21 protein-coding genes and 1 pseudogene are annotated in these 21,077 nt (G+C 61.2%); 9 read left to right on the forward strand and 13 right to left on the reverse strand.

Annotated elements, in window-relative coordinates:
* Positions 1 to 174: 174 nt before the first annotated feature.
* From uvrD to KW825_RS17000, 3 genes are all read left to right on the forward strand, one after another.
* Positions 175 to 2,346, forward strand: a complete 2,172-nt coding sequence (uvrD, locus tag KW825_RS16990; protein WP_218329882.1) for a DNA helicase II — start codon at positions 175 to 177, stop codon at positions 2,344 to 2,346.
* Between the two features lie 321 nt (positions 2,347 to 2,667).
* Complete coding sequence (locus KW825_RS16995) at positions 2,668 to 3,534, forward strand: sce7726 family protein (RefSeq protein WP_218329883.1); 867 nt, start codon at positions 2,668 to 2,670, stop codon at positions 3,532 to 3,534.
* Positions 3,535 to 3,558: 24 nt separating this feature from the next.
* Complete coding sequence (locus KW825_RS17000; RefSeq protein ID WP_218329884.1) at positions 3,559 to 4,503, forward strand: sce7725 family protein; 945 nt, start codon at positions 3,559 to 3,561, stop codon at positions 4,501 to 4,503.
* 82 nt (positions 4,504 to 4,585) lie between these two features.
* Here KW825_RS17000 and KW825_RS20760 read toward each other — a convergent pair.
* Positions 4,586 to 4,773, reverse strand: a pseudogene (locus KW825_RS20760) (hypothetical protein); the annotation flags it as partial.
* 186 nt (positions 4,774 to 4,959) lie between these two features.
* Between KW825_RS20760 and KW825_RS17010 the strand changes: the two are divergent.
* On the forward strand, positions 4,960 to 5,472 hold the full coding sequence (locus tag KW825_RS17010; protein WP_218329885.1) for a hypothetical protein: 513 nt from the start codon (positions 4,960 to 4,962) through the stop codon (positions 5,470 to 5,472).
* A gap of 199 nt (positions 5,473 to 5,671) precedes the next feature.
* On the opposite strand, the gene fabF is transcribed toward KW825_RS17010, so the two are convergent.
* Both fabF and KW825_RS17020 read right to left on the reverse strand, forming a co-directional pair.
* Complete coding sequence (gene fabF, locus KW825_RS17015) at positions 5,672 to 6,949, reverse strand: beta-ketoacyl-ACP synthase II (RefSeq protein ID WP_218329886.1); 1,278 nt, start codon at positions 6,947 to 6,949, stop codon at positions 5,672 to 5,674.
* A complete protein-coding gene (locus KW825_RS17020; RefSeq protein WP_218329887.1) occupies positions 6,946 to 7,473 on the reverse strand; it encodes a helix-turn-helix domain-containing protein in 528 nt (175 codons plus the stop codon). Before KW825_RS17020 ends, fabF begins: the two co-directional genes overlap by 4 nt.
* 262 nt (positions 7,474 to 7,735) lie before the next feature.
* Between KW825_RS17020 and KW825_RS17025 the strand changes: the two genes are divergently transcribed.
* Positions 7,736 to 8,236, forward strand: a complete 501-nt coding sequence (locus KW825_RS17025; protein WP_218292491.1) for a DUF1993 domain-containing protein — start codon at positions 7,736 to 7,738, stop codon at positions 8,234 to 8,236.
* Positions 8,237 to 8,423: 187 nt separating this feature from the next.
* On the opposite strand, the gene KW825_RS17030 is transcribed toward KW825_RS17025, so the two are convergent.
* Positions 8,424 to 8,870 (reverse strand): SRPBCC family protein, encoded by a 447-nt coding sequence (locus KW825_RS17030; RefSeq protein ID WP_218292492.1) that lies wholly within the window; start codon positions 8,868 to 8,870, stop codon positions 8,424 to 8,426.
* 132 nt (positions 8,871 to 9,002) lie between these two features.
* The gene (locus KW825_RS17035; protein WP_042652938.1) at positions 9,003 to 9,659 is read right to left on the reverse strand and encodes a hypothetical protein; all 657 of its coding nucleotides are present in this window, start codon (positions 9,657 to 9,659) and stop codon (positions 9,003 to 9,005) included.
* Positions 9,660 to 9,962: 303 nt separating this feature from the next.
* On the opposite strand from KW825_RS17035, the gene KW825_RS17040 reads away from it, so the two are divergent.
* Positions 9,963 to 10,457, forward strand: coding sequence for a GNAT family N-acetyltransferase (locus tag KW825_RS17040; protein ID WP_218329888.1), 495 nt, complete (start codon positions 9,963 to 9,965; stop codon positions 10,455 to 10,457).
* A 144-nt stretch (positions 10,458 to 10,601) separates the two neighbouring features.
* The gene (locus KW825_RS17045) at positions 10,602 to 11,270 is read left to right on the forward strand and encodes a chromophore lyase CpcT/CpeT (RefSeq protein ID WP_218329889.1); all 669 of its coding nucleotides are present in this window, start codon (positions 10,602 to 10,604) and stop codon (positions 11,268 to 11,270) included.
* Between the two features lie 15 nt (positions 11,271 to 11,285).
* Here KW825_RS17045 and KW825_RS17050 read toward each other — a convergent pair whose 3' ends face one another.
* Positions 11,286 to 12,182 (reverse strand): LysR family transcriptional regulator, encoded by an 897-nt coding sequence (locus KW825_RS17050; protein WP_218329890.1) that lies wholly within the window; start codon positions 12,180 to 12,182, stop codon positions 11,286 to 11,288.
* Positions 12,183 to 12,283: 101 nt separating this feature from the next.
* Here KW825_RS17050 and KW825_RS17055 point away from each other — a divergent pair, with 101 nt between their 5' ends.
* On the forward strand, positions 12,284 to 12,904 hold the full coding sequence (locus KW825_RS17055) for a LysE family translocator (RefSeq protein ID WP_218329891.1): 621 nt from the start codon (positions 12,284 to 12,286) through the stop codon (positions 12,902 to 12,904).
* Between the two features lie 94 nt (positions 12,905 to 12,998).
* Here KW825_RS17055 and KW825_RS17060 read toward each other — a convergent pair whose 3' ends face one another.
* From KW825_RS17060 to KW825_RS17090, 7 genes are all read right to left on the reverse strand, one after another.
* Positions 12,999 to 14,108 carry a YeeE/YedE thiosulfate transporter family protein gene (locus KW825_RS17060; protein WP_232018886.1) on the reverse strand — a complete coding sequence of 370 codons (1,110 nt, stop codon included), beginning with the start codon at positions 14,106 to 14,108 and terminating at the stop codon, positions 12,999 to 13,001.
* Between the two features lie 103 nt (positions 14,109 to 14,211).
* Positions 14,212 to 14,853 (reverse strand): LysE family translocator, encoded by a 642-nt coding sequence (locus tag KW825_RS17065; RefSeq protein ID WP_042652934.1) that lies wholly within the window; start codon positions 14,851 to 14,853, stop codon positions 14,212 to 14,214.
* 293 nt (positions 14,854 to 15,146) lie between these two features.
* The gene (locus KW825_RS17070; RefSeq protein ID WP_218329892.1) at positions 15,147 to 15,965 is read right to left on the reverse strand and encodes an AraC family transcriptional regulator; all 819 of its coding nucleotides are present in this window, start codon (positions 15,963 to 15,965) and stop codon (positions 15,147 to 15,149) included.
* A 71-nt stretch (positions 15,966 to 16,036) separates the two neighbouring features.
* Entirely contained in the window at positions 16,037 to 16,933 is an 897-nt protein-coding gene (gene rarD, locus KW825_RS17075; RefSeq protein WP_218329893.1) for an EamA family transporter RarD, read from the reverse strand.
* Positions 16,934 to 17,053: 120 nt separating this feature from the next.
* A complete protein-coding gene (locus KW825_RS17080) occupies positions 17,054 to 17,227 on the reverse strand; it encodes a hypothetical protein (RefSeq protein ID WP_170176021.1) in 174 nt (57 codons plus the stop codon).
* Positions 17,228 to 17,352: 125 nt separating this feature from the next.
* Positions 17,353 to 18,849, reverse strand: coding sequence for an aldehyde dehydrogenase (locus KW825_RS17085; protein WP_042652931.1), 1,497 nt, complete (start codon positions 18,847 to 18,849; stop codon positions 17,353 to 17,355).
* Between the two features lie 180 nt (positions 18,850 to 19,029).
* Positions 19,030 to 19,572: a cupin domain-containing protein gene (locus KW825_RS17090; RefSeq protein WP_042652930.1), complete on the reverse strand. Its 543-nt coding sequence runs from the start codon at positions 19,570 to 19,572 to the stop codon at positions 19,030 to 19,032.
* A gap of 173 nt (positions 19,573 to 19,745) precedes the next feature.
* Here KW825_RS17090 and KW825_RS17095 point away from each other — a divergent pair, with 173 nt between their 5' ends.
* A complete protein-coding gene (locus tag KW825_RS17095; RefSeq protein ID WP_218329894.1) occupies positions 19,746 to 21,077 on the forward strand; it encodes an aspartate aminotransferase family protein in 1,332 nt (443 codons plus the stop codon).

The following is a 21,077-nucleotide window of genomic DNA, read 5'->3' on the forward strand; positions in this document are numbered from 1 at the left end:
TGGTGTTATAAGCAAGCGTTTTCTTCCCTTGATGAAAAAGGAAGCTTCCATTGGCGCCAATCTGTGGCATGGGAGGCGGGCGATCGGCCCGTGACGGGAGCGGCCGCACGACGATTTGGTCTCTGGCCGCTCAGGCCGTATAATCGCCGCCTGTATAAATAAACAGGAGTGGTGATGGACGTTTCAACCCTGCTCGACGGGCTCAACGACAAGCAACGAGACGCGGTCGCGGCCCCTCGCAGCAATCTGCTGGTGCTGGCGGGCGCCGGCTCGGGCAAGACCCGGGTGCTGGTGCACCGTATCGCCTGGCTGATGCAGGTGGAGCGTTGTTCACCCTTCTCCATCATAGCGGTGACCTTCACCAACAAGGCGGCCGCCGAGATGCGCGGCCGGGTCGAGAAGGTGATCGGTGACGGGGTGCGCGGCATGTGGATCGGCACCTTCCACGGCATCGCCCACCGCCTGCTGCGGGCCCATCATCTGGATGCCGGCCTGCCGCAGGATTTCCAGATCCTCGACTCCGACGACCAGTATCGTCTCATCCGCCGGGTGCTCAAGGCACTGAATCTGGACGAGAAGCACTGGGCGCCGCGCGCCGTGATGGGCTACATCAACGGCAAGAAGGACGAGGGGCTGCGCCCCGGCGACATCGATCTCTACGGCGATCCCGTCACCCGCACCTATCAGCAGATCTACAAGACCTACCAGGAGACCTGCGATCGCTCCGGGCTGGTGGACTTTGCAGAACTCTTGCTGCGCGCCCACGAGCTGTGGCTGAACAAGCCGCACATCCTCGAACACTACCGGGATCGCTTCCAGAATATCCTGGTGGACGAATTCCAGGACACCAACGGCATCCAGTACGCCTGGCTGCGGATGCTGGCCGGCGAGTCCGGCAAGGTGATGATCGTCGGTGACGACGACCAGTCCATCTACGGCTGGCGCGGCGCCAAGATCGAGAACATCCAGCGCTTCCTGACCGATTACCAGGGCGCCGAAACCATCCGCCTCGAGCAGAACTATCGCTCCACCGCCAACATCCTCAAGGCCGCCAACTGCGTCATCGCCAACAACTCGGAGCGGCTCGGCAAGGAGCTGTGGACCGAGGGCGCGGAAGGGGATCCCATCTCCCTCTACGCCGCCTTCAACGAGGTGGACGAGGCCCGCTTCGTGGTCGGCCGGCTCAAGGACTGGAAGGAGAAGGGGGGACTGCTGGCCGACTGCGCCATCCTCTATCGCTCCAACGCCCAGTCCCGGGTGCTGGAAGAGGCGCTGATGCAGGACGCCATGCCGTACCGCATCTACGGCGGCCTGCGCTTCTTCGAGCGGCAGGAAATCAAGGACGCCATGGCCTACCTGCGCCTCATCAACAACAGAGGCGACGACGCCAGCTTCGAGCGGGTCGTCAACACCCCGACCCGGGGCATAGGCGATCGCACCCTGGAGATCTTGCGCAACAACGCCCGGGATCAGGGGCTCAACCTGTGGCAGTCGGCCAGGGTGCTGCTCAATGACAAGGTGCTGACCGGTCGCGCCGGCAACGCGGTGCGCGGCTTCGTCGATCTCATCGACGCGCTGGAGGAGAAGGTCTCCTTATTGCCTCTGCATCAACAGGCGGACATCGCCATCCAGCACTCCGGCCTCAAGGCCATGTATCTGGCCGAAAAAGGGGAGAAATCCCAGGCGCGGGTGGAGAACCTGGACGAGCTGGTGACGGCCTGCCGTCAATACCAGCGGCCGGACGAGCTGGAAGACATGAGCGATCTGTCGGCCTTCCTCGCCCACGCGGCGCTGGAGTCCGGCGAGAATCAGGCGGACGAATACGCCGATGCTGTGCAGCTGATGACGCTGCACAGCGCCAAGGGGCTGGAGTTCCCCCTGGTGCTGCTGGTCGGCGTGGAGGAAGGCATGTTCCCCAGCCAGCAATCCACCGAGGAGTCGGGCCGGCTCGAGGAGGAGCGCCGCCTCTGCTACGTGGGCATGACCCGCGCCATGGAGAAGCTCTACATCTGTTATGCGGAGAGCCGCCGCATCTATGGCCGCGAGATGTTCCACAAGCCGAGCCGCTTCATCCGCGAGATGCCCGCCGAGTGCCTGGAAGAGATCCGGCTGCGCACCCAGGTCAGCCGCCCGACCCAGTACGGCCGCTTCAGCCAGAACGAGGTGCAGCAGAGCTTCGACGCCAGCGGCATCAAGCTCGGCCAGCGGGTGCTCCATCCGAAATTCGGGGAAGGGATAGTGCTGAACTTCGAAGGGGTCGGCCAGCAGAGCCGGGTCCAGATCCAGTTCGACGAGGTCGGCGCCAAGTGGCTGGTGACCGCCTACGCCAGGTTGGAAGCGCTCTGATTTCTTTCGCCTTTTGATGTATCCAACCCGGCTTAGGCCGGGTTGGATACATCTATATCGTAATTGTTCTAATGTACTTTGCCCCATGCACTTAGTATTCAAATCACCATTCGTAGTCAATCGCGATTAAACCTGAGTACCAAGTCACATTTTTAGTACAAACATGTCTATAACTGTCACTCCGTGTTGTTGAAGTGGGTTCATAAGGGTACATTATTTGCAGTTTTCCAAAAAAACTGTGTTTCATTGCCGCCATATAAGTAGCCATAGACCATGATCGAATGTGTGGATAGAATACCTCGACAGAATCAGGGGGTAGTTTTGGCTAGCATAGAATTTACAGATTTTTTTCGGTCAAAAAATCTTGTTGAGACAGCTTGGTATGGTACAACGGATACAACAAGAGAAATAACAGAACGGTTACTAGATCAGGATAAAGTAAAACTGACAGACCCATTGTACAAGGTCTGCGACATTGCTTATCAAAACCTTTTGAAATCCGAAACTCCAGAATATGCATACAAAAACATACTTATATCAAAAACGGTCTTTGGAGTGAACAGACCAACAACAGCGTCTTGGATTTATGAATTCAAGATTGGCTCTGCAAGAGCAGATGCGATTCTTGTAAGAGATAAAGCTACTGTTTTTGAAATAAAAACAAATTTAGATGATTTCTCAAGAGCAAAAAATCAAATGGCCTCATATTACTCGGCATTTGATCAGGTTGTTTTTGTTATTGGCGATAGTCAAGTTGAAACAGCCCTACGTATATTACCAGCACAAGTTGGCATTCTAACACTATCAAATAGACATAAATTATCAAAACTGCGTGACGCGAGTATATTCCAAGATGATTTATCATCGGAAGCCATGTTCTATCTTCTCCGTCGTAATGAAAGAGAGCTTCTCAAGGAACAATACGATATAGATACTACAGGATTATCCCCCGTTGAATCTTATAATTTACTTCGAAGTTATATATCGAGCCGGAATCCTAAAGAAATTCACATAAAATTGGTTCAAGCTCTCAGAGATAGGGCTCCAGCAACCAAGATGGAAGCAATATCAAGTAAACTACCTTCTTCTTTGAGGGCGGCAGTATATTGGTACAAAATCAACCAGTCTGACTGGAAATTACTAATGGATAGGTTGAACTCACCTATTTCATGTGTGCTAAGGAACTAGCTAAAAATATCATTTGGAGGATTTATGTATTGGCCATTTTTTCGTTCAAAACAAGAAGAGTTGTTAGCAATAAGAGAACTCGCTAGCAACAGTAACTCTCTGATTAGTAATATAGTTGTCCCGATAATAAAACCACATAGCAGTTCTTCTAGGGTTGAGGGACAGCTGGATAAAATATTATGTACTGGTCTTAGACTCTCTCTCATCTTGAATACAGACGAAGGAAGTCCAATTCCTCCACAGAATACCGTAATTCAGATGGAGGCTAACCTATCAAGTGCTCATCCAAATAAAATTTTCCCAGCTCTTGAAGTACGAGCCGGGGTAACTAGTAGCGATGTGGCAAACTTCATATCTAGGTATCAGAATCGGGCAATTCTGTTTGTCCATCGAGCTCATAACCTCCCTGCATCTATCTTCACTACGCAATCAACAATACATGTCTTTGATATAAACCATTGCACTCATAGCTTAATTTCACAATTGCAAGGTCATAAGGTGATCCTTCGAGATGGTTTCCAAAAACAGGCTGTAAATGGAAATTACCCAGCATCATCTCAGTATCCAAGTGATCTCTATAGTTTTTCTCAGCACGGTTTCAATGGCTTCGGTGATTTTGCTTCAATTGGCGATGTGAAAGCAGCAAAAGGTGGTGGAGCGGCCAGCCATGTAGCATTACATTTGACTGAAGCATTGCAAAATCAAAGTGTTGAATGTCGTCATTTTGTATCATCGATCAATTCAACAAATAACAGTATTGACCAGCTTTACTATAATGCTGTGACAAAGCTAATCCAGCATACAGGAAATCCTCGTCACCCGTTTTTTACAACTCAAGGCGTAGATGATTATTGTGCAAATGTTCACCATTACCCTGGACTAGGTTCTGTAAAGAGATGGTCAACAAAGCACCACATTGAATGGATTCATAGAGAGCTTCGCAGACAACATGTTTCTGCGTGGATATAGAAAAGATATCTAGGACGCCCACCTTTCCGACAGAGGCGTAGCTGATGAGGCTACGCCGTGCTTTTTAGGTGAAAATATCTGGTCACTTGACCAGCTTGCTCTCATCACCCCTTGCTTGCCTTCCTCTTCACTGACCTGACTCAGCTTGGAGCGGGCCATCAACAAGCCCATCTTGACCTCCTGCCAGACGTAGTAGTTTTTACCCGCCTCGGTGCTGAGGGTCAGGGTGGCATCGTTCTCTGACTTGGAGGTGAGGGTGTGGCTGCCCGGCGCCCCTCTGTTTTGGTTGGAAGAAAGGCAAATAAAGGTTCGCATGGGGCCTTATGGACACGCAACCGCTCAGGCTGATGCCGATGTGACGGGATTCAATATTCCAACAATTAACCGGAATGGTGGAGTGCTTTGACGGTGCGGCGAACGACGGCATACTGCCCCGTCACCAGATGGGAGTCATTAATGTCTAAATGGATGCCAACACTGCGCTGGCTGGGACGGTGGTTTTTGCGAAAATCGGCGTTGGCACTGCTGACCAGCCTGCTGTTTTTGCTCTCCTTCACTCTGTTCCAGTACGCCTCCTGGTGGCCGATGCTGATGGAGGATGATTCTCTGCACTGGGGCGGCTACTTTCAGGGGCACACCTTTACCGAACTGGCGCTGCCCATGCTGGAGTTCAGCGCCGTGCTCGCTTGTGCTTTCTTGCCCCTGTTTCTGCTGACACCGCGCCTGCTGTCGCTGCCGCTCTTTGCTGGGCTCTGGTTGTGGCAGACCTACGACATCGCCTTTATGACGGCGACCGCCTCGACCTGGCTACCGCTGGAGATACTCCACGCCTTTCTCCTGCCCCAGGCGCACTGGTTGTTGGCCACCCTGCTGCCCCCTCTGCTGCTGATCCGCCATCTCGGCAGGCGGCTATTTGCTGATACACAGGCAACCCAGTCAGAGGCTGTCACCCTTGCCGACAGGCTGTAATCAAAGGGATCGTCCGACTGCGCTTCGCTAATCGAACCGAGAAACCTGGGACACCCCTCCTTTTGAGCGAGTCGTAGAGAGGTTGGTGCTCGACATCAAAAAGATGGGTATCCAAGATGATGGAAAGAGTCGGCGAGCGCCCGGGCGGGGAGTTCGCCGCCCATTCAGCCGGCATGATGATGTTCACCCGCTGGCGAGATCAGGCCCCCTGCCAGCGCTTGAACAGCACGCTGGCATTCACGCCGCCAAAGCCAAATCCATTGGAGATGGCGTGCTCGATCCGCATGTCACGGGCCGCGCCCCGCACTATGTCCACGCCGTCGGCGAGCGGGTCGGGGCGCTGCAGGTTGCGGGTGGCAGGCACTCTCTGATCGCGAATGGCCAGGGCGGTGAAGATGGCTTCTATGCCCCCGGCGGCCCCCAGCAGATGGCCGGTGGCTGACTTGGTGGAGGTCACCGCAATCTGGTTGTCAGCGCCAAATACGCGTTTGATGGCGGCCAGCTCCCCCTTGTCACCCACCGGAGTCGAGGTGGCATGGGCATTGAGGTGCTGGACATCCGCCGCCTGAATGCCGGCCTGAGCCAGGGCCGTCATCATGGCGCGGCGTGCGCCGTCGCCATCTTCGGGACCGGCGGTGAGGTGATAGGCGTCGGCACTGGTGCCATACCCCACCAGCTCCACTATGGGGGTGGCACCCCGGGCGAGGGCGTGTTCCAGGGATTCAATCACCAGGATCCCGGCCCCTTCACCCATGACAAACCCATCGCGGTCGACATCGAACGGACGGGAGGCCGCTTCGGGATCATCGGCATAGGCGGACGACAGGGCGCGGGCCGCGGCAAACCCGCCCAGGCTGACGCGGTCTATGGTGGCCTCGGCCCCGCCACAGATGGCGATGTCGGCCTCACCGCAGCGAATGAGTCGGGCGGCGTCGCCAATGGCCTGCACCCCTGCGGCGCAGGCCGTGACCGGTGCCCCGAGCGGCCCTTTGAAGCCGAAGTTGATGGAGACATGGCCCGCCGCCATGTTGACCAGGAAGGAGGGGATGGTGAAGGGGGATAGGCGGCGCGGTCCCCGTTCATCCGTGGTACGCACGGCCTCGACGATGGCGGGGAAGCCGCCGATGCCCGAGGCGATGATGGTGGCGGTGCGCTCCTGCTCCGCCGCCGTCTTGGGGGCCCAGTTGGCTTGCAACAGGGCCTCCTTGGCCGCGGCAATGGCAAACAGGATGAAGCGATCCATCTTCTTCTGCTCCTTGGTCGATACCACGGCATCGGGGTCAAACCCGGCCACGGGATCTTCGGCCAGAGAGGGCACCATGGCGCCCACCTTGGCGGCCAGCCCTTCGGTGAAGGCCTCCGGCAGGCGGCGCAAGCCGGACTGGCCCGCCAACAGCCGCTGCCACACGGTTTCCACCCCATATCCAAGCGGGGTCACCGCTCCCATTCCTGTCACCACGATGCGAGTTGAGCTCATGATTCTGATTCCTGTTTCGAAGGGTTATCGCCGCTCATCACGCCATTGGCATGGTGCAGACGCTGCTTCATGCCATCACTGGCGGCCGGTCCCGGCACCAGGGTGTGGCGCGAGGATGAAATCTCCTGACCCGTGCGCCTGTCCACCAGCAGGGGCTCAACCAGCTCGCCCGTCTGGGCATCCCTCAGCTGGATGCTGGCCCCCTCGGGAGCCAGGTGGTTATTGCCCCAGGTGAGCAGGGCGATCAGCACGGCGCTGAGATCCTGGCCGCGGGGGGTGAGCGCATATTGATAGCGAGGGGGCCGCTCGGAGTAGAGCCGCTTCTCCATCAGGCCCCCCTCGACCAGGGCGGTCAGGCGCCGGGTCAGTATGTTGGGGGAGATGCCAAGGCTCTTTTGAAATTCATCGAAGCGCGACAGGCCATGCATGGCATCGCGGATAATCAGCAGACTCCACCACTCACCGACGTGATCCAGGCTGCGGGCGATGGGGCACTGCTGTTCACTCAGACTCTTCTTGCGCATGTGGGGTCATCAGGTTACTTGCATAATGGAAGTAACCATACGGCCCTTACTTCCATTATGCAAGTGACTCGTGCCGTCCGGTGGTGGGCGATGCTATGCGACACCTCGAACCTAGAGCCCCCTGCAATGGTTGCCATAACCTGTCGCGGATCACGCTCGCTCCCTGTGCTTTTTATCGCCATGGGCTCGAACCGGAAAACGGATGCGCTATAGTGGGGGCCGCTCGTGCAAACCCGCCTTCAACCCGATTAGAGAACGCACCATGAACCGTGACATTACCGCCCAGTTTATCAAGATGCTGACCAACCTCGACGGCTGCCTGGCCAAGGCCGCCGCCCATGCCGAGGCCAAGAAGTTCAACGTGGACAACTTCTTCGGCGAGCGCCTCATCGTCGACATGCTGCCGCTAAGCAAACAGGTGCTGATCTGCTGTGACTCGGCCCGCGCCGTGGTCGCCACCGCCAGCCACAGCGAGATGCCGGTCATGGGGGACGAGCCCAAGACCATGGCGGATCTACGCACTCATGTCGAAAAGACCATCGCCTTCCTGCAGAGCAAGCTGGACGCCGACTACGGCCGCTTCGAGAGCGGCCACTACTTCCCCTACTGGGCCGGTGGCAAGGGGATGGATGGCAAGACCTGCGTCCATGAGTACGGCATCCCGAACTTCTACTTCCACCTCACCATGACCTATGCCCTGCTGCGTCAGGCGGGGGTCGATCTCGGCAAGAAGGACTACCTGGGCGGCCTGAACCTGCAATAAGCGCTCCAGCCCTTCGCCAGAGAGCCTGCCATGTCGGCAGGCTCTCTGCGTTTGGGGGGAGCAACAGGCGTGGCGGGCAGGGCCGCCGCCGGTCGAGCGCCGGACCATATGTGTGGCGACAGGCAGATAGAAAACGGCGACCCAGGGTCGCCGTTTGGCCAAATATATGGGTGCGCCGCCCGCGCCGCTAACCCGGTATCTCGGGCTCGACCAGGGCAAGCAGCTGGGTCAGGGACTCCTGCCAGCCGAGGTAACACATCTCGACCGGGATCACCGCGGGGATCCCCTCCTGCACTATGGCGAGGTCGGTGCCGCACAGCACCGGGCTGAGGCTGATGGTCACCCGCATCTCCCCCGGCAGGTTGGGGTCATCGAAGCTGTCCGTGTAGCGAATGCGCGCACCTGGCACCAGCTCGAGGTACTCGCCGCCGAAGGAGTGGCCGTGGCCGGTGCCGAAATTTGTGAACGACATCCTAAAGGTGCCGCCGACGCTGGCGTCTAGCTGGTGTACCTGGCAGGTGAAGCCGTGGGGCGGCAGCCACTTGGCCAGCGCATCCGCCTCGATGAAGGCTCTATAGACCCGCAGCGGCGGGGCCTTGACTACCCTGTGCAGTCGTACCGTTCCTGTCGTCATGATTCATTCCTCTTCCTGGGGTCCCGCACAAGGATAGCCGCTCATGGGCGCCGTGCCCGCCCCACCCCTGGCCGCCAGGGGGCGAGGGGAGAAGGGCAGGCGCAGGGAGATGGTGGCGGGATGGGAGGCGGCTTAGCCGCCAAGGGCGATGGTGATGACGACGATCACGGCGCCCGCCGCGGCGAACAGGATGCCGATCAGCCAGGGGCGCGGGGAGCCGGCGTAGTGGGCCAGGCCACGACCGATCAGCATCAGCATCAGCAGGGCGATGGCGTGGGAGAGGCGCAGCGCCAGCACGGTGTCATCGAGGAAGATGAACGGCAGCAGCACGGGGAAGGTGGAGAGGAACACCAGCAGGAAGACCCCCAGAGTGTTGCGCAGATCGTTCCAGAAGAAGATGCGGCCCAGCGCCGTGGTGGGGTGCTCGTTCAGGCGAGCCTGCCAGCCTCTGAGCTCCTCGTCGCGACTGATCTCGGCCAGCAGTTGCGGCAGCGCATCGCGGATCGCCAGCAGGGCCGCCGGTTCCCCCTGCGGCAGCAGGCGCAGCTGTTGCAGCAGCCGCAGGGAGCGGCCGCGCTCGGCCAGGGTGGTGATGAGGTAGACGATGGCATCGATCATGCCCCAGGCGATGTTGCAGCCGATGCCGGCGATCAGCAGCTCCTTGACCTCCGCCTGCCCCGCCTCCAGGGCGTTGAAGCAGCCGGTGAAGGTGAGCACCATCAGCAGGCCGAACAGGATCTCGGAGTGGCGGGAGATGGGGTCGAGGGGGGAAAAGCGGGATTGGCTCATGGCAGACTCACTTCCTTGTGACTCGGATATGGACAAGCATGGGTCGGCTTTTCATCCGCGGTCAAGGCGCCATAGCCGCAGGCCGGACGCCGCCTCGGCCTCCTGGTCAAACGGCATCACCCTGGCCGGCATCAGGGGGTGGTGGCGGCCACTGTATTTGCAGCAGGGGGAGGCGATCGCCGCCGTTCGCTCATATAATCGCCGCCATGCAAGCGACTCATACGGCCTTGCTGATACGGCGACCCAGCACCGGCTGGTGCGGGGTGGCCCTCAACACAGACAGAGATTGGCAGGAGTGTGAACATGAGCGAGGTCGTGATCGGGTGCGCGGTCGAGGGCGATCTGGATGGCATAGCGGCGCTGCAGGCCGAGAATCAGGCCGATAGGGGCGGCTCCCTGGCGGCGAGTATGCCGCGGGACAAGATTGCCGAGATGATGGGTGCCATGCCGCTGATAGTCGCGCGCCGCGAGGGGCGGGTGACCGGCTTTCTGATGACCGGCTCGCGGGCCATGACCATAGAGGTGCCCCTGGTCAGGGCCATGTTCTCCGTCTATGAGGGGGCGCCCGATGCCTATGTGTACGGCCCCATCTGCGTGGCCGCCGAGGAGCGGGGCCAGGGCCTGGCGCAGGCCATGTTCTCGGCGTTGCGGCAACAGCTGCCGGCGCGAGAGGGGATCCTCTTCATTCGGTGTGACAACATCGCCTCGCTGCGCGCCCACGAGAAGATGGGCATGCACGAGGTGGCCGCGTTCGAATTTGGCGGCAACGAGTTTGCGGTGCTCTCCTATCTTGGCTGAGGCGGCGAGGCTGGCCCCTGCCGTCAGCTTCTTTCGCTAACCGAGTGATTTTTCGATAGATCTGCAAGGAGTTGATCAAGGTAGAGGTTATTGCCGCCGTTCGCTCATATAATCGCCGCCATGCAAGCGACTCGGAAGGATTCGATGATACAGCTGATGGCGGCCCTGTTCGGGTTGTTTTACGCCAGCCTGGTGTGGGCGGCGCCGACCCCCTTTGTTGCCGCGCCGGCGACCACCCTGGCGAGCCAGGCCAGCATGGAGCCGCTGCTCTCCTGGTTCACCGGCGAGTTCTCCAGTCAGGAGCAGGCCGGTTACGATCGCCGCTTCACCAGCGCCGAGCTGCGGCTGGTGGAGATCTGGCCCGGTGACAGCGGCTTTCGCTGGGTCTATGCCGAGCAATTCCTGACCGAGCGGGCGGTGCGCCCGTTTCGTCAGCGCATCTACCGCTTCTCCCCGCTGCCGGACGGCCGCATCCTGATGGCCGAGCTGACCATGCCCAGGGCCATCGACTTCGCCGGCGCCTGGCGCAAGCCCGAACTGCTCGACTCCCTCACCCCGCAACAACTCTCCCTGCGCCAGGGCTGCGAGATCTGGCTGACCCGCCAACCCTCCGGAGAATACGCGGGCCACAGCAGGGTCGGCAGCTGTGCCACCAACTTCGGCGGCGCCAGCACCCTGGTGCAATACCTCTGGATCGGTCCCAACAGCGTCAGGTTGCTGGACAGGGCCTACGACAACGACGCCCATCAGCGCTGGGGCAGCCCCGGCGAGGGCTATGTCTATCTGCGCAGGGTGAAACAGCGCGGGGAATGAGCCGGCCGGCCCGCGTCAGGCCGCTATGTCCAGCTCGTGGCGGTGTTCGCTGAGGTAGTCGATCAGTAGCCGCAGCCGCAGCGGCATGGGCTCCCTGGCGGGGTAGAGCATGTTGACGGGGCGCGGGGCGGGCAGGGCATCCGCCAATATCTCCATCAGGGCGCCGCTGGCCAGCTCCTGGCTCAGCAGGGCGCGCGGTTGCAGCACTATGCCCGCATGGTTCAGGGCGGCCACCTTGAGGGCGCCGCCATGGTTGCTGATGAAGGGGCTGTCCCACAGGTGCAGCTGCTCGAGGGGAAACTCCGCGGCCAGGCCGGACTGGGTCAGCCAGGGGGCGAAGCCCAGGCAGTGGTGGCGGGCCAGATCCGCCAGCTCGAGCGGGGTGCCGTGGCGTTGCAGATAGAGAGGGGAGGCGCAGAACACCGAGGCCGAGTGGCTCAGCGGACGGGCGATGTAGGCGGCGTCCTTGGGGGTGCCGACCCGGAAGATGAGATCGAAACCATCGCCGATCACATCGACCAGCCGATCACAGAGATCCAGCTCGATGCGGATCTGCGGATATTGCGCCATGAAGCGGCACAGCAGGGGGGTCAGCCGATAGCTGCCGAAGGTGATGGGGGCATTGATGCGGATCTTGCCCGTCGCCTGGCCGGTGTGGGCCTGGGTATTCTGCTCCAGCTCCCGATAGTGTTGCAGCAGGCTCTGGCAACCGCCGAGGTACTCCCTGCCCGCCTCGGTCAGGCTCTGGCAGCGGGTGTTGCGATTGAGCAGGCGGGAGCCGACCCTGGCCTCCAGCCACTTGATGTATTTGCCGATCATGGCCGGCGTCATCTCGAAGCGATCCGCCACGGCACTGAAGCTGCCCGCGCGGGCGACCTCGACGAAGATCTCGATGGCAGTCAGGCGATCCACTCTAAACTCCTAGTTTATAAAGCCGAGCGCCACTATGTCTGGCTGGCGAAGAGGCTGTCAATATACTGGGCGGCATCCAATCGACCACGGAATGCCCTGCGATGAGTCTCGAATATTACGCCCTCTACCTGCTGCTCGCCCTGGGGACTGTGCTCAGTCCCGGCCCCGCGGTGATCTACACCATAGGCAACACCCTGACCCGGGGCACCCGCCACGCCATCGCCGGCTTCGTCGGGGTGGCGGTGGGGATACTGCTGGTGGCAACCCTGGCCTCGCTGGCGGTGCTCTGGTTTACCCACTGGCTGGCCGGGGGCCAGCAGATCCTCACCCTGGGGGGCGCCCTCTATCTGCTCTACCTGGGGGTGAACTCCTGGCGTCAGCGCGGGGTCAGCCCAGTGGTGGGCACGACCACGGATCGGGATTGCCGGCGCAGCTTCGCCAAGGGGGTGCTCATCAGCCTGCTCAATCCCAAGGCGATCATCTTCTTCACCAGCCTGTTCCCCCAGTTCATCGACTTTCGCCAGGGGGCGCTGGGCCAGTGCATGCTGCTGGCGCTGAGCTTCAGCGCCGTGGTGCTGCTGGTGCACGGCGGCTACTGCCTGGTGTTTCGCTGGGTGGGGCTGCAGGGTTATGGCGATCGCTTCGCCAGGGGGATCAACCGGTTGTCGGCGGTGATGTTCACCGGCTTCGCGCTCTTGTTGCTGATAAGGGCATTGGGCTGAGAGGGGCTAGGGAGGCAGTGCCGGCAGGGGGAACCCGTTTGGCGAGGAAGCGCGGGATGGTGCCGACCCAGATCGGCCCCATCCCGTGCTTGCATCAGAGTTTGAACAGTGGCCGCAATCGGATGCCGATCAGGCTGCCGCCGAGGGCCATCAGCATCCAGACCCAGCCGTGCAGGCTGCCCGACGCAGTGCCGTCGAAGAAGCCGCCGAGGTTGCAGGCGCTGTACATGGCGCCCATCCCCATCAGCAGACCGCCGAGGATGGCCGCCAGGCTGTTGCCGAGGCGGATCGGGGTGTGGCTGCCGCCCCCGCTGAGACAGCGAGCCAGCGCCGCCCCCAGGATCCCCAGCCAGAACATGCCGACCATGGGGTTGGTGAACAGCGGCTGGGCCAATTTCGGGTTGCCCTCGAACAGGCCGAACAGGGAGGCGCCGCGCAGCGCCATGTCATAGACGGCGCCGGTGATGGTCCAGGCCGAGCCGTGCAGGGCCACCACCGCGGAGTTGAGCAGGGCGATCAGGATGCCGCCGGTCAGCACGGTGAAGCGACCGTCGCGCCAGAACAGGTTGCCGCCGCCGAAGATGGGCTTGATCTCGCCGGTGCGCTTCAATTCACTCTTGCGAAACAGCAGGAACAGCACGGCGACCAGCGCCAGGTTGAGCAACATGCCGCTCCAGATATTGCCGGTCAGATCCTTGGCCAGCACGACCTGGCTGGAGAAGGTGGCGTCGAAGGTGGGGCGGAACTGGTTGCTGATCAGAGTGCCTATGCCGTAGCAGAGCAGCACCAGCCAGAAGCGGGGCTGGCCCTCGCCACAGCAGTAGAGGGTGCCGGTGGCGCAGACCCCCGCCAGCTGCATGCCGATCCCGAACAGGAAGGCGCCGACGATGAAGGGAATGCCGATGGCCATCACGTTGCCGACCATGGCATCGCCAAACAGGGCGTGACTGAAGGAGAGGAAGCAAGTGAACAGCAGAATTTCGATGGCGATGGTGAGCAGGTGAACCCGCACATAGTAACTGTTGCGCTTGGTCAGCATCTCGCGCCAACCGAACACTATGCCGAAGCGACTGAAGGAGAGGGTGAAGCCGAAGCCGAATCCGATCAGGGCCATCAGGGCCCATTTCATACCAAAGGTGTTGCCGAGCCAGAGTAACGCTCCCCCCGCGAGTGCCACGATGGGGAGCGACCATTTTCGAGTCATGCCGATGCATCCTTAAACTATTGTGGTGAGTTGACGGCCTGCATCCTAATCCCACAATGAGTCCGACACCAGCCCGCTCTACGGCGGGCGTGGTTGGCATGGCTCAGATATAGGCACTCGCCTCGCCGGCCAGCTCCACCAGGATGGATAAACTTACGGCGCCAAACAGCAGGCCGGTGACCAGATTGAGCGGTCGTTGCACCCGGCCGAGCAGGTGCTGGGCCCGCGCGGTGGAGAGGCTCCAGGCCAGCAGCCCGAACCAGGCCAGGGACAGCAGGAACAACTCCAGGATCAGCAGGCCACGGGTCAGGCCGTCCACCTGTGGTGTCACCATGGCCGCCAGCAGGCCCATGAAGAACAGCAGCGCCTTGGGGTTGAGCAGGTTGGTGGCGAGCCCGGCCCGCAGCCCCCGGTTCCAGCCTTGCAGCTCGCCGCCGGCCCTGAGTGCCAGCGTCGCGCTCTCCTGCCGCGCCGCCTTGATCGCCCCCCAGCCGAGCCAGCCCAGATAGAGGGCACCCACTATCTTCACCGCCATGAACAGCCAGGGTTGGCTGGCGATCAGCAGGCTGATGCCGGTCAGGCTGAGGGTGGCGTGCAGCAAGATGGCGAGCGCTATGCCGAGCGCCGCCCCGAGGGCGGTGGGCCTGTGCAGGCTGGTGCGCAGGATCAGCGCGAAGTCGGGGCCCGGGCTCGCCAGGGCGATCAGGTGGATGAGACCTATGGTCAGAAACAGGCTGGTGAACATGACATAACTCCAGGAAAGACGACGAGGTGGCAGCATGGGGGATAGGGGCGGGGGCTGGCTTGTAAAAGATTGCATCTGCCGGTGGTATTTGGCCGGGCCGGCGGTCGTCAGCCTGCTTAGCCTGTGAAAGAGAGCATCTTCCGGTGGTAATCGGTCGGGCCGGTGGCCGTCAGCCTGCTTGGCCTGTGAAAGAGAGCATCTTCCGGTGGTAATCGGTCGGGCCGGTGGCCGTCAGCCTGCTTAGCCTGTGAAAGAGAGCATCTGCCGGTGGTAATCGGTCGGGCCGGTGGCCGTCAGCTCGACTGGCCTGTGAGCGACTGCATCTGCTGGCGGTAGTCCGCCGGGGTGAGGCCGAAGGCCTGGCGGAAGCCGTGGTGGAAGTGGCTCTGATCGAAGAAACCGACCGCCAGCGCCACCTCGCTCACCGGCAGGCCGCGGGCGAGCAGGAGCTTGCCGCGCTCGAGGCGCAGCCGCTTGAGCCAGGCATAGGGGGTCATGCCGGTCTTCTTCTTGAACTGGCGCAGGAAGGCGAAGCGATCCAGCCCGAACTGGGCGGCGAGATCCTCCAGGCTGTGGCGCTGATCCAGCTGACCCAGCAGATAATCGCGCAGGTAGCGCAGCTGGGGATCCGCCAGGGCGTGGCGCTCCGGTGCCAGCCGCAGCAGATCGCCTAGCAGGGCCAGCAACCGGCTCTCCGCCAGCAGGCCGTCCGGCTGGGGGCGATCCAGGTACATGTGCAGCCGGGCGAAGCCCTGATAGAGGTCGGGTCTGGCCTGCAACCCCTTGTCGAAGAAGGGCTCAGGGTTGTCTGGCAGCCAGCGCGCCAGTTGCTCGGGGGCGATGGCAAACACCCGCACCTCGTAGCCTTCCGGCAGCAGGCTGAGGCCGTCGTGCATCTCGTCCGGGTTGACGGTGGAGAGCTCGCCGCGCACCAGGTTGTGGCTGCTGCCCTTGTGGATGAACTTCTGGCCACCCTGCTGCACCAGACCGATGTGATAGTCCAGGTGCACGTGGCGGCCATAGCTGAACTCCCGGTGGTGGGAGTGGGAGAGTTCAACCCCCGGCAGCAGCGGGGATTGCCAGTAATGGATGCGGGATGGGGGGGCGCTCATCGGCTATTGATAACCCGAAAGCCGGCGATTGGCTTGTAGATTATTGCGTCGACCACAGCGTACCCTGGGCCTCAACCCGCGGCCTGACGGCGCTTGCCACTGCGCAGCCCGTCCAGGCTGAACAGCACCAGCGCGCTCCAGATGCAGCCGAAGGTGATCATCTTGTCCAGCGCCAGATACTCCCCGTACAGGGTCACCGCCAGGATGAACATCAGGCTGGGGCCTATGTACTGGAAGAAACCCAGGGTGGAGAGCTTGAGGCGGGTGGCGGCCGCGGTGAAGCAGAGCAGCGGCGCCGTGGTGACGGCCCCGGCGGCGATCAGCAGCAGGTTGAGGTGCCAGTCATTTTCGGTGAGATGACTGGTGGGGCTGTCGGCGAATCCCCACAGGTAGATGGCGGCGGGGGGCAGCATGATCAGGGTCTCGATCAGCAGGCCGGTGAGGGCATCGAGGGCCAGCTTCTTGCGGATCAGGCCGTAGATGGCGAAGCTCGAGGCCAGCACCAGCGCTATCCAGGGCAGGGAGCCGAAGGCGATGAGCTGGACGGCGACACCGATCACCGCCAGCCCCACGGCCCACCATTGCAGGCGGCGCAGCTGCTCGCTCAGGAACAGCATGCCGAGCAGCACGTTGAACAGCGGGTTGATGTAGTAGCCGAGGCTGGCATCCAGCATGTGACCGTTGTTGATGGCCCAGATGAACAGCAGCCAGTTGCCGCCGACGGTGACCGAGGTGAAGGCCAGGGTGAGCAGCACCTTGGGTTGGCGCAGCACCACCCGCACCTTGTGCCACTGGCGGCCGAGCAGGGTCAGCACCAGCAGCAGGACGCAGGACCAGATCATGCGATGGGTCAGGATCTCGGCGGCCGGGACGGCGGAAATGGTCTTGAAGTAGATGGGCGCCAGGCCCCAAAGGGTATAGGCACACAGGGCATAGATGACGCCCTGGCGCTGAATTTGTTGCTGCATGTGGATAACCTTCAGAATCGGATGTTGGAAAACATCGCAAAAAATCAGTGTAGCGATACTTTTGGGGGGAAAGAAGTGAATAAACGAGGCTTGGCGAGATTTTTACAGCATGGAACCGGCTCAGCGACCGCCGCCGCGGCGGATCTTCTCCACATCCATCAGCAGCCACAGCATGAGTACGATGGCGGAGATCCAGGGGCCCCAAGTCACATAGGCCTCACCCTGGCCCAGCACGAAGAACAGGAGCGGCAATCCCACCACCAGAAACAGTACACTTCCCAGGAAAAACAGCATTTTTATCTTTATATTTAACAGCTTGTCTATTTGACGATTATATCGATTGAGGCGGGTGATGAAAGGGTAAAAATGGAAAAGGGGGATTTCTCCCCCTCTTTCGTCACATCGGCTCATTTCTGACATTAATCGAGCTGGATCCAGGTGCTCTTCAGCTCGGTGTACTTCTCCAGCGCGTGCAGCGACTTGTCGCGGCCGTTGCCGGATTGCTTGAAGCCGCCGAACGGCATCGTCATGTCGCCCCCATCCCAGTTGTTGACGAACACAGTGCCGGCGCGCAGGGCGCGGGAGCCTTTGATCGCCTGGTTGAGGTCCGCAGTCCAGATGGCGGCGGCCAGGCCGTAGTCGCTGTCGTTGCCGAGCGCTATGGCTTCTTCGAGCGTATCGAAGCCGCTCACCGCCAGCACAGGGCCGAAGATCTCCTCGCGGAAGATGCGCATCTGCGGCGTCACCTCATCAAAAATCGTGGGGGCTATATAGAAGCCGCCGCTCTCCTGGTTGGTGCGCTGGCCCCCCAGCAGCAGCTTGGCGCCCTCCTGCTGGCCGATCTCGATGTAACGCAGCACCTGCTCCAGCTGGATGTTGTCCACCATGGCGCCGATGCGGGTGGCGGGATCCAGCGGGTTGGCGGAGATCCACTCGCGGGCATGGGCCAGCAGCCGCGCCATGAACTGCGGCTTGATGCTGTTTTGCACCAGCAGGCGGGAGGCGGCGGTGCACACCTCGCCCTGGTTGTAGAAGATGGCGCCGACGGCGCTCTTGGCGGCGGCGTCCAGATCCGGCACGTCCGCCATGATGATGTTGGGGCTCTTGCCGCCACACTCCATGAAGGCGCGTTTCAGGTTCGATTTGCCGGAGCACTGAACCAGATGCTTGCCGATCTTGGTGGAGCCGGTGAAGGTGATGCAGTCCACGTCCATGTGCATGGCCAGCGCCTCACCCACTGTGTGGCCAAAGCCTGGCAGCACGTTGAAGACTCCATCCGGGATGCCCGCCTCTTTCGCGATGCCAGCGATGCGCAGGGCGGTGAGGGGGGATTTCTCGGACGGCTTGAGGATGACGGAGTTGCCGGTGGCGAGCGCCGGTCCCAGCTTCCAGCAGGCCATCACCAGCGGGAAGTTCCAGGGCACTATAGCGGCCACCACCCCGAGCGCCTCGCGGGTCACCAGCGCCAGCGCGCTCTCCTCGACCGGGGCGACCTGATCGTAGATCTTGTCGATGGCCTCGGCGTTCCAGGCGATGCAGTTGGCGGCGGCGGGGGCGTCATAGCCCATGGCGTCGCCGATGGGCTTGCCCATGTCCAGCGACTCCAGCAGCGCCAGCTCCACCTTGTTGAGGCGCATCAGATCGGCGAAGCGCTGCATGATCTGCTTGCGTTGTTTCGGGGCCAGCCCGCTCCAGCGCTTGTCGGTGAAGGCGGCGCGGGCGGCTTGCACCGCCAGCTCGGCATCCGCGGCATCGCAGGATGCCACCTTGGTCAGCAGCTGGCCGTTGGCCGGGTTGATGCAGTCGAAGGTGGCGCCGTTGACGGCGTCCCGGTAGCTGCCGTCGATAAAGGCTTGCGAGGGCAGGGTCAGATGGGCGGCCTTGTGTTGCCACTGGGCCAGGGTCAGGTCACTCATGTTCACTCCTTGAACCGGCAAAGATAGTCTCCGCGTATCAATATGCTAAACATCCTGCCGCTTGTAAATCATATGTGTACAACTTTGTTAAACATTTGCCCCCGTCAGCCTTTGGCAACGGACGGGGATATCACCGGGGCTGGTGGGCCCGCCCGTCCGCCAAAGGCGGCCGCTCCGTCATCAGAAACTGGCCGGGGTGTTGGCCGAGATCAGCACGCACTCCTGCTCGCCCACGTTGCGGAAACGGTGTGGGGTGCGGCTGTCGAAGTAGTAGCCATCCCCCGGCGCCAGCAGGTGGATCTGCTCGCCGACGGTCACCTCGACCTGACCCTGGATGACGATGCCGCACTCTTCCCCTTCGTGGCTCAGCATGTCGTCGCCGGTGTCGGCCCCGGGGGGGAGGATCTCCTGCATCATGCCGATGGCGCGGTTGGCACGGCTGTGACCCACCAGCCGGTAGCTGATGGGGTGGGTGCCGAGATCCGGCATGTCGTCCGCACGGAAGATCACCTCGGAATCCATCTCCGTCTCATCGGTGAAGAAGCTGGCGAGCGACATGGGAATGCCTTCCAGCACCTTGCGCAGCGAGGCCACGGACGGGCTCACCTGATTTTTCTCGATCTGGGAGATAAAGCCGTTGGTCACACCGGAGCGCTTGGCCAGCTCGCGCTGGGAGAGGGCCGCCTTGGTGCGAACCGCCTTGAGGCGGTGACCGATATCCATCGATAGACACTCCTTGACTGTTTACTATTATTAAAATTGTGTTAAATATCTTATACCACCCCAAGAGGGTGACACCAAGCAGGGGCGATAAATGGCCCTTTTTTATGGATTCAGGTGTTTAATTTAATAGGCACAAGCCAAGCGTTACTAAACGCCTTAAGGATGAGGTGACCATGAAACCGATAAGCGACATCAATACTCCCTCCGACATGTCCGCCTTCTGGATGCCCTTCACCGCCAACCAGCAGTTCAAGGCGGCGCCGCGTATCCTGAAGTCGGCAGAGGGGATGTATTATCACTCAGAGGATGGCCGCAAGATACTGGATGGCACCGCCGGGCTCTGGTGTTGCAACGCGGGCCATGGTCGGCGCGAGATTGCCGAGGCGGTCTCCCAGCAGATCTCCCACCTCGATTTCGCCCCTACGTTCCAGATGGGCCACCCTCTGCCGTTCGAGCTGGCCAACCAGCTGGTGGAGATAGCCCCCAAGGGATTCGGCCACGTCTTCTATACCAACTCTGGCTCTGAGGCCGTCGATACGGCGCTGAAGATAGCGCTGGCCTGGCAGCGGGCGCGCGGCCAGGGGAGCCGCACCCGCCTCATCGGCCGCGAGCGTGGGTATCACGGCGTCGGCTTCGGCGGCATCTCGGTCGGCGGCATCCCCGGCAACCGCAAGTGGTTCGGCTCCCTGCTGACCGGGGTGGATCATCTGCCCCATACCCTCAACATCGCCAGGAATGCCTTCACCAAGGGCCTGCCCGAGGAGGATCTCAGCCTGGCCGACGAGCTGGAGAAGATCGTCTTCCTCCATGACGCCAGCAACATAGCCGCCGTCATCGTCGAACCCATTGCCGGCAGCACCGGCGTCATCATGCCGCCCAAGGGCTACCTCAAGCGGCTGCGGGAGATCTGCACCAGGCACGGCATCCTGCTGATCTTCGACGAGGTGATCACCGGCTTCGGCCGACTGGGTGCCCCCTTCGCCGCCCAGGAGTTCGATGTCATGCCCGACATGATCACCTGTGCCAAGGGGCTCACCAACGGCGCCATCCCCATGGGGGCCGTGCTGGTGCAGAACCACATCTATGACGACATGATAGCGGCGGGCAAGGGGGCCATAGAGCTGTTCCACGGCTATACCTACTCGGGTCACCCGGTGGCCGCCGCCGCCGGTCTGGCAACCCTGGAGATCTACCGCAACGAGAATCTGCTCAATCGCGCCGCCGATCTGGCGGGCTACTGGGAGGAGGCGGCCCATTCCCTCAAGGGCTGCAAGCATGTGAAGGATGTGCGCAACTACGGTCTGGTGGCGGGCATCGAGCTGGAATCCATGCCGGATGCACCGGGCAAGCGTGGCTACGAGGTGTTCGTGCGCTGCTTCGAGAAGGGGGCGCTGGTCCGCGTCACCGGCGACATCATCGCCCTGTCGCCACCCCTCATCATAGAGCGCAGCCAGATCGACGATCTCTTCACCCTGCTGCAGGATGCCCTGCAGGCACAGGACTGA

The organism is Aeromonas sp. sif2433, assembly GCF_019218705.1.
In the GTDB taxonomy this organism is placed as follows: Bacteria; Pseudomonadota; Gammaproteobacteria; order Enterobacterales; family Aeromonadaceae; genus Aeromonas; species Aeromonas encheleia.

Coding starts and splice junctions, on each gene's coding strand:
- KW825_RS17010 (WP_218329885.1), top strand. CDS start 4,960: ATGTCTAAATGGATGCCAACACTGCGCTGGCTGGGACGGTGGTTTTTG.
- KW825_RS17095 (WP_218329894.1), top strand. CDS start 19,746: ATGAAACCGATAAGCGACATCAATACTCCCTCCGACATGTCCGCCTTC.
- KW825_RS17090 (WP_042652930.1), bottom strand. CDS start 19,572: ATGGATATCGGTCACCGCCTCAAGGCGGTTCGCACCAAGGCGGCCCTC.
- uvrD (WP_218329882.1), top strand. CDS start 175: ATGGACGTTTCAACCCTGCTCGACGGGCTCAACGACAAGCAACGAGAC.
- rarD (WP_218329893.1), bottom strand. CDS start 16,933: ATGCAGCAACAAATTCAGCGCCAGGGCGTCATCTATGCCCTGTGTGCC.
- fabF (WP_218329886.1), bottom strand. CDS start 6,949: ATGAGCTCAACTCGCATCGTGGTGACAGGAATGGGAGCGGTGACCCCG.
- KW825_RS17085 (WP_042652931.1), bottom strand. CDS start 18,849: ATGAGTGACCTGACCCTGGCCCAGTGGCAACACAAGGCCGCCCATCTG.
- KW825_RS17000 (WP_218329884.1), top strand. CDS start 3,559: ATGTATTGGCCATTTTTTCGTTCAAAACAAGAAGAGTTGTTAGCAATA.
- KW825_RS17080 (WP_170176021.1), bottom strand. CDS start 17,227: ATGCTGTTTTTCCTGGGAAGTGTACTGTTTCTGGTGGTGGGATTGCCG.
- KW825_RS17030 (WP_218292492.1), bottom strand. CDS start 8,870: ATGACGACAGGAACGGTACGACTGCACAGGGTAGTCAAGGCCCCGCCG.
- KW825_RS17020 (WP_218329887.1), bottom strand. CDS start 7,473: ATGCGCAAGAAGAGTCTGAGTGAACAGCAGTGCCCCATCGCCCGCAGC.
- KW825_RS17060 (WP_232018886.1), bottom strand. CDS start 14,108: ATGACTCGAAAATGGTCGCTCCCCATCGTGGCACTCGCGGGGGGAGCG.
- KW825_RS17065 (WP_042652934.1), bottom strand. CDS start 14,853: ATGTTCACCAGCCTGTTTCTGACCATAGGTCTCATCCACCTGATCGCC.
- KW825_RS17045 (WP_218329889.1), top strand. CDS start 10,602: ATGATACAGCTGATGGCGGCCCTGTTCGGGTTGTTTTACGCCAGCCTG.
- KW825_RS17055 (WP_218329891.1), top strand. CDS start 12,284: ATGAGTCTCGAATATTACGCCCTCTACCTGCTGCTCGCCCTGGGGACT.
- KW825_RS17025 (WP_218292491.1), top strand. CDS start 7,736: ATGAACCGTGACATTACCGCCCAGTTTATCAAGATGCTGACCAACCTC.
- KW825_RS17035 (WP_042652938.1), bottom strand. CDS start 9,659: ATGAGCCAATCCCGCTTTTCCCCCCTCGACCCCATCTCCCGCCACTCC.
- KW825_RS17040 (WP_218329888.1), top strand. CDS start 9,963: ATGAGCGAGGTCGTGATCGGGTGCGCGGTCGAGGGCGATCTGGATGGC.
- KW825_RS17070 (WP_218329892.1), bottom strand. CDS start 15,965: ATGAGCGCCCCCCCATCCCGCATCCATTACTGGCAATCCCCGCTGCTG.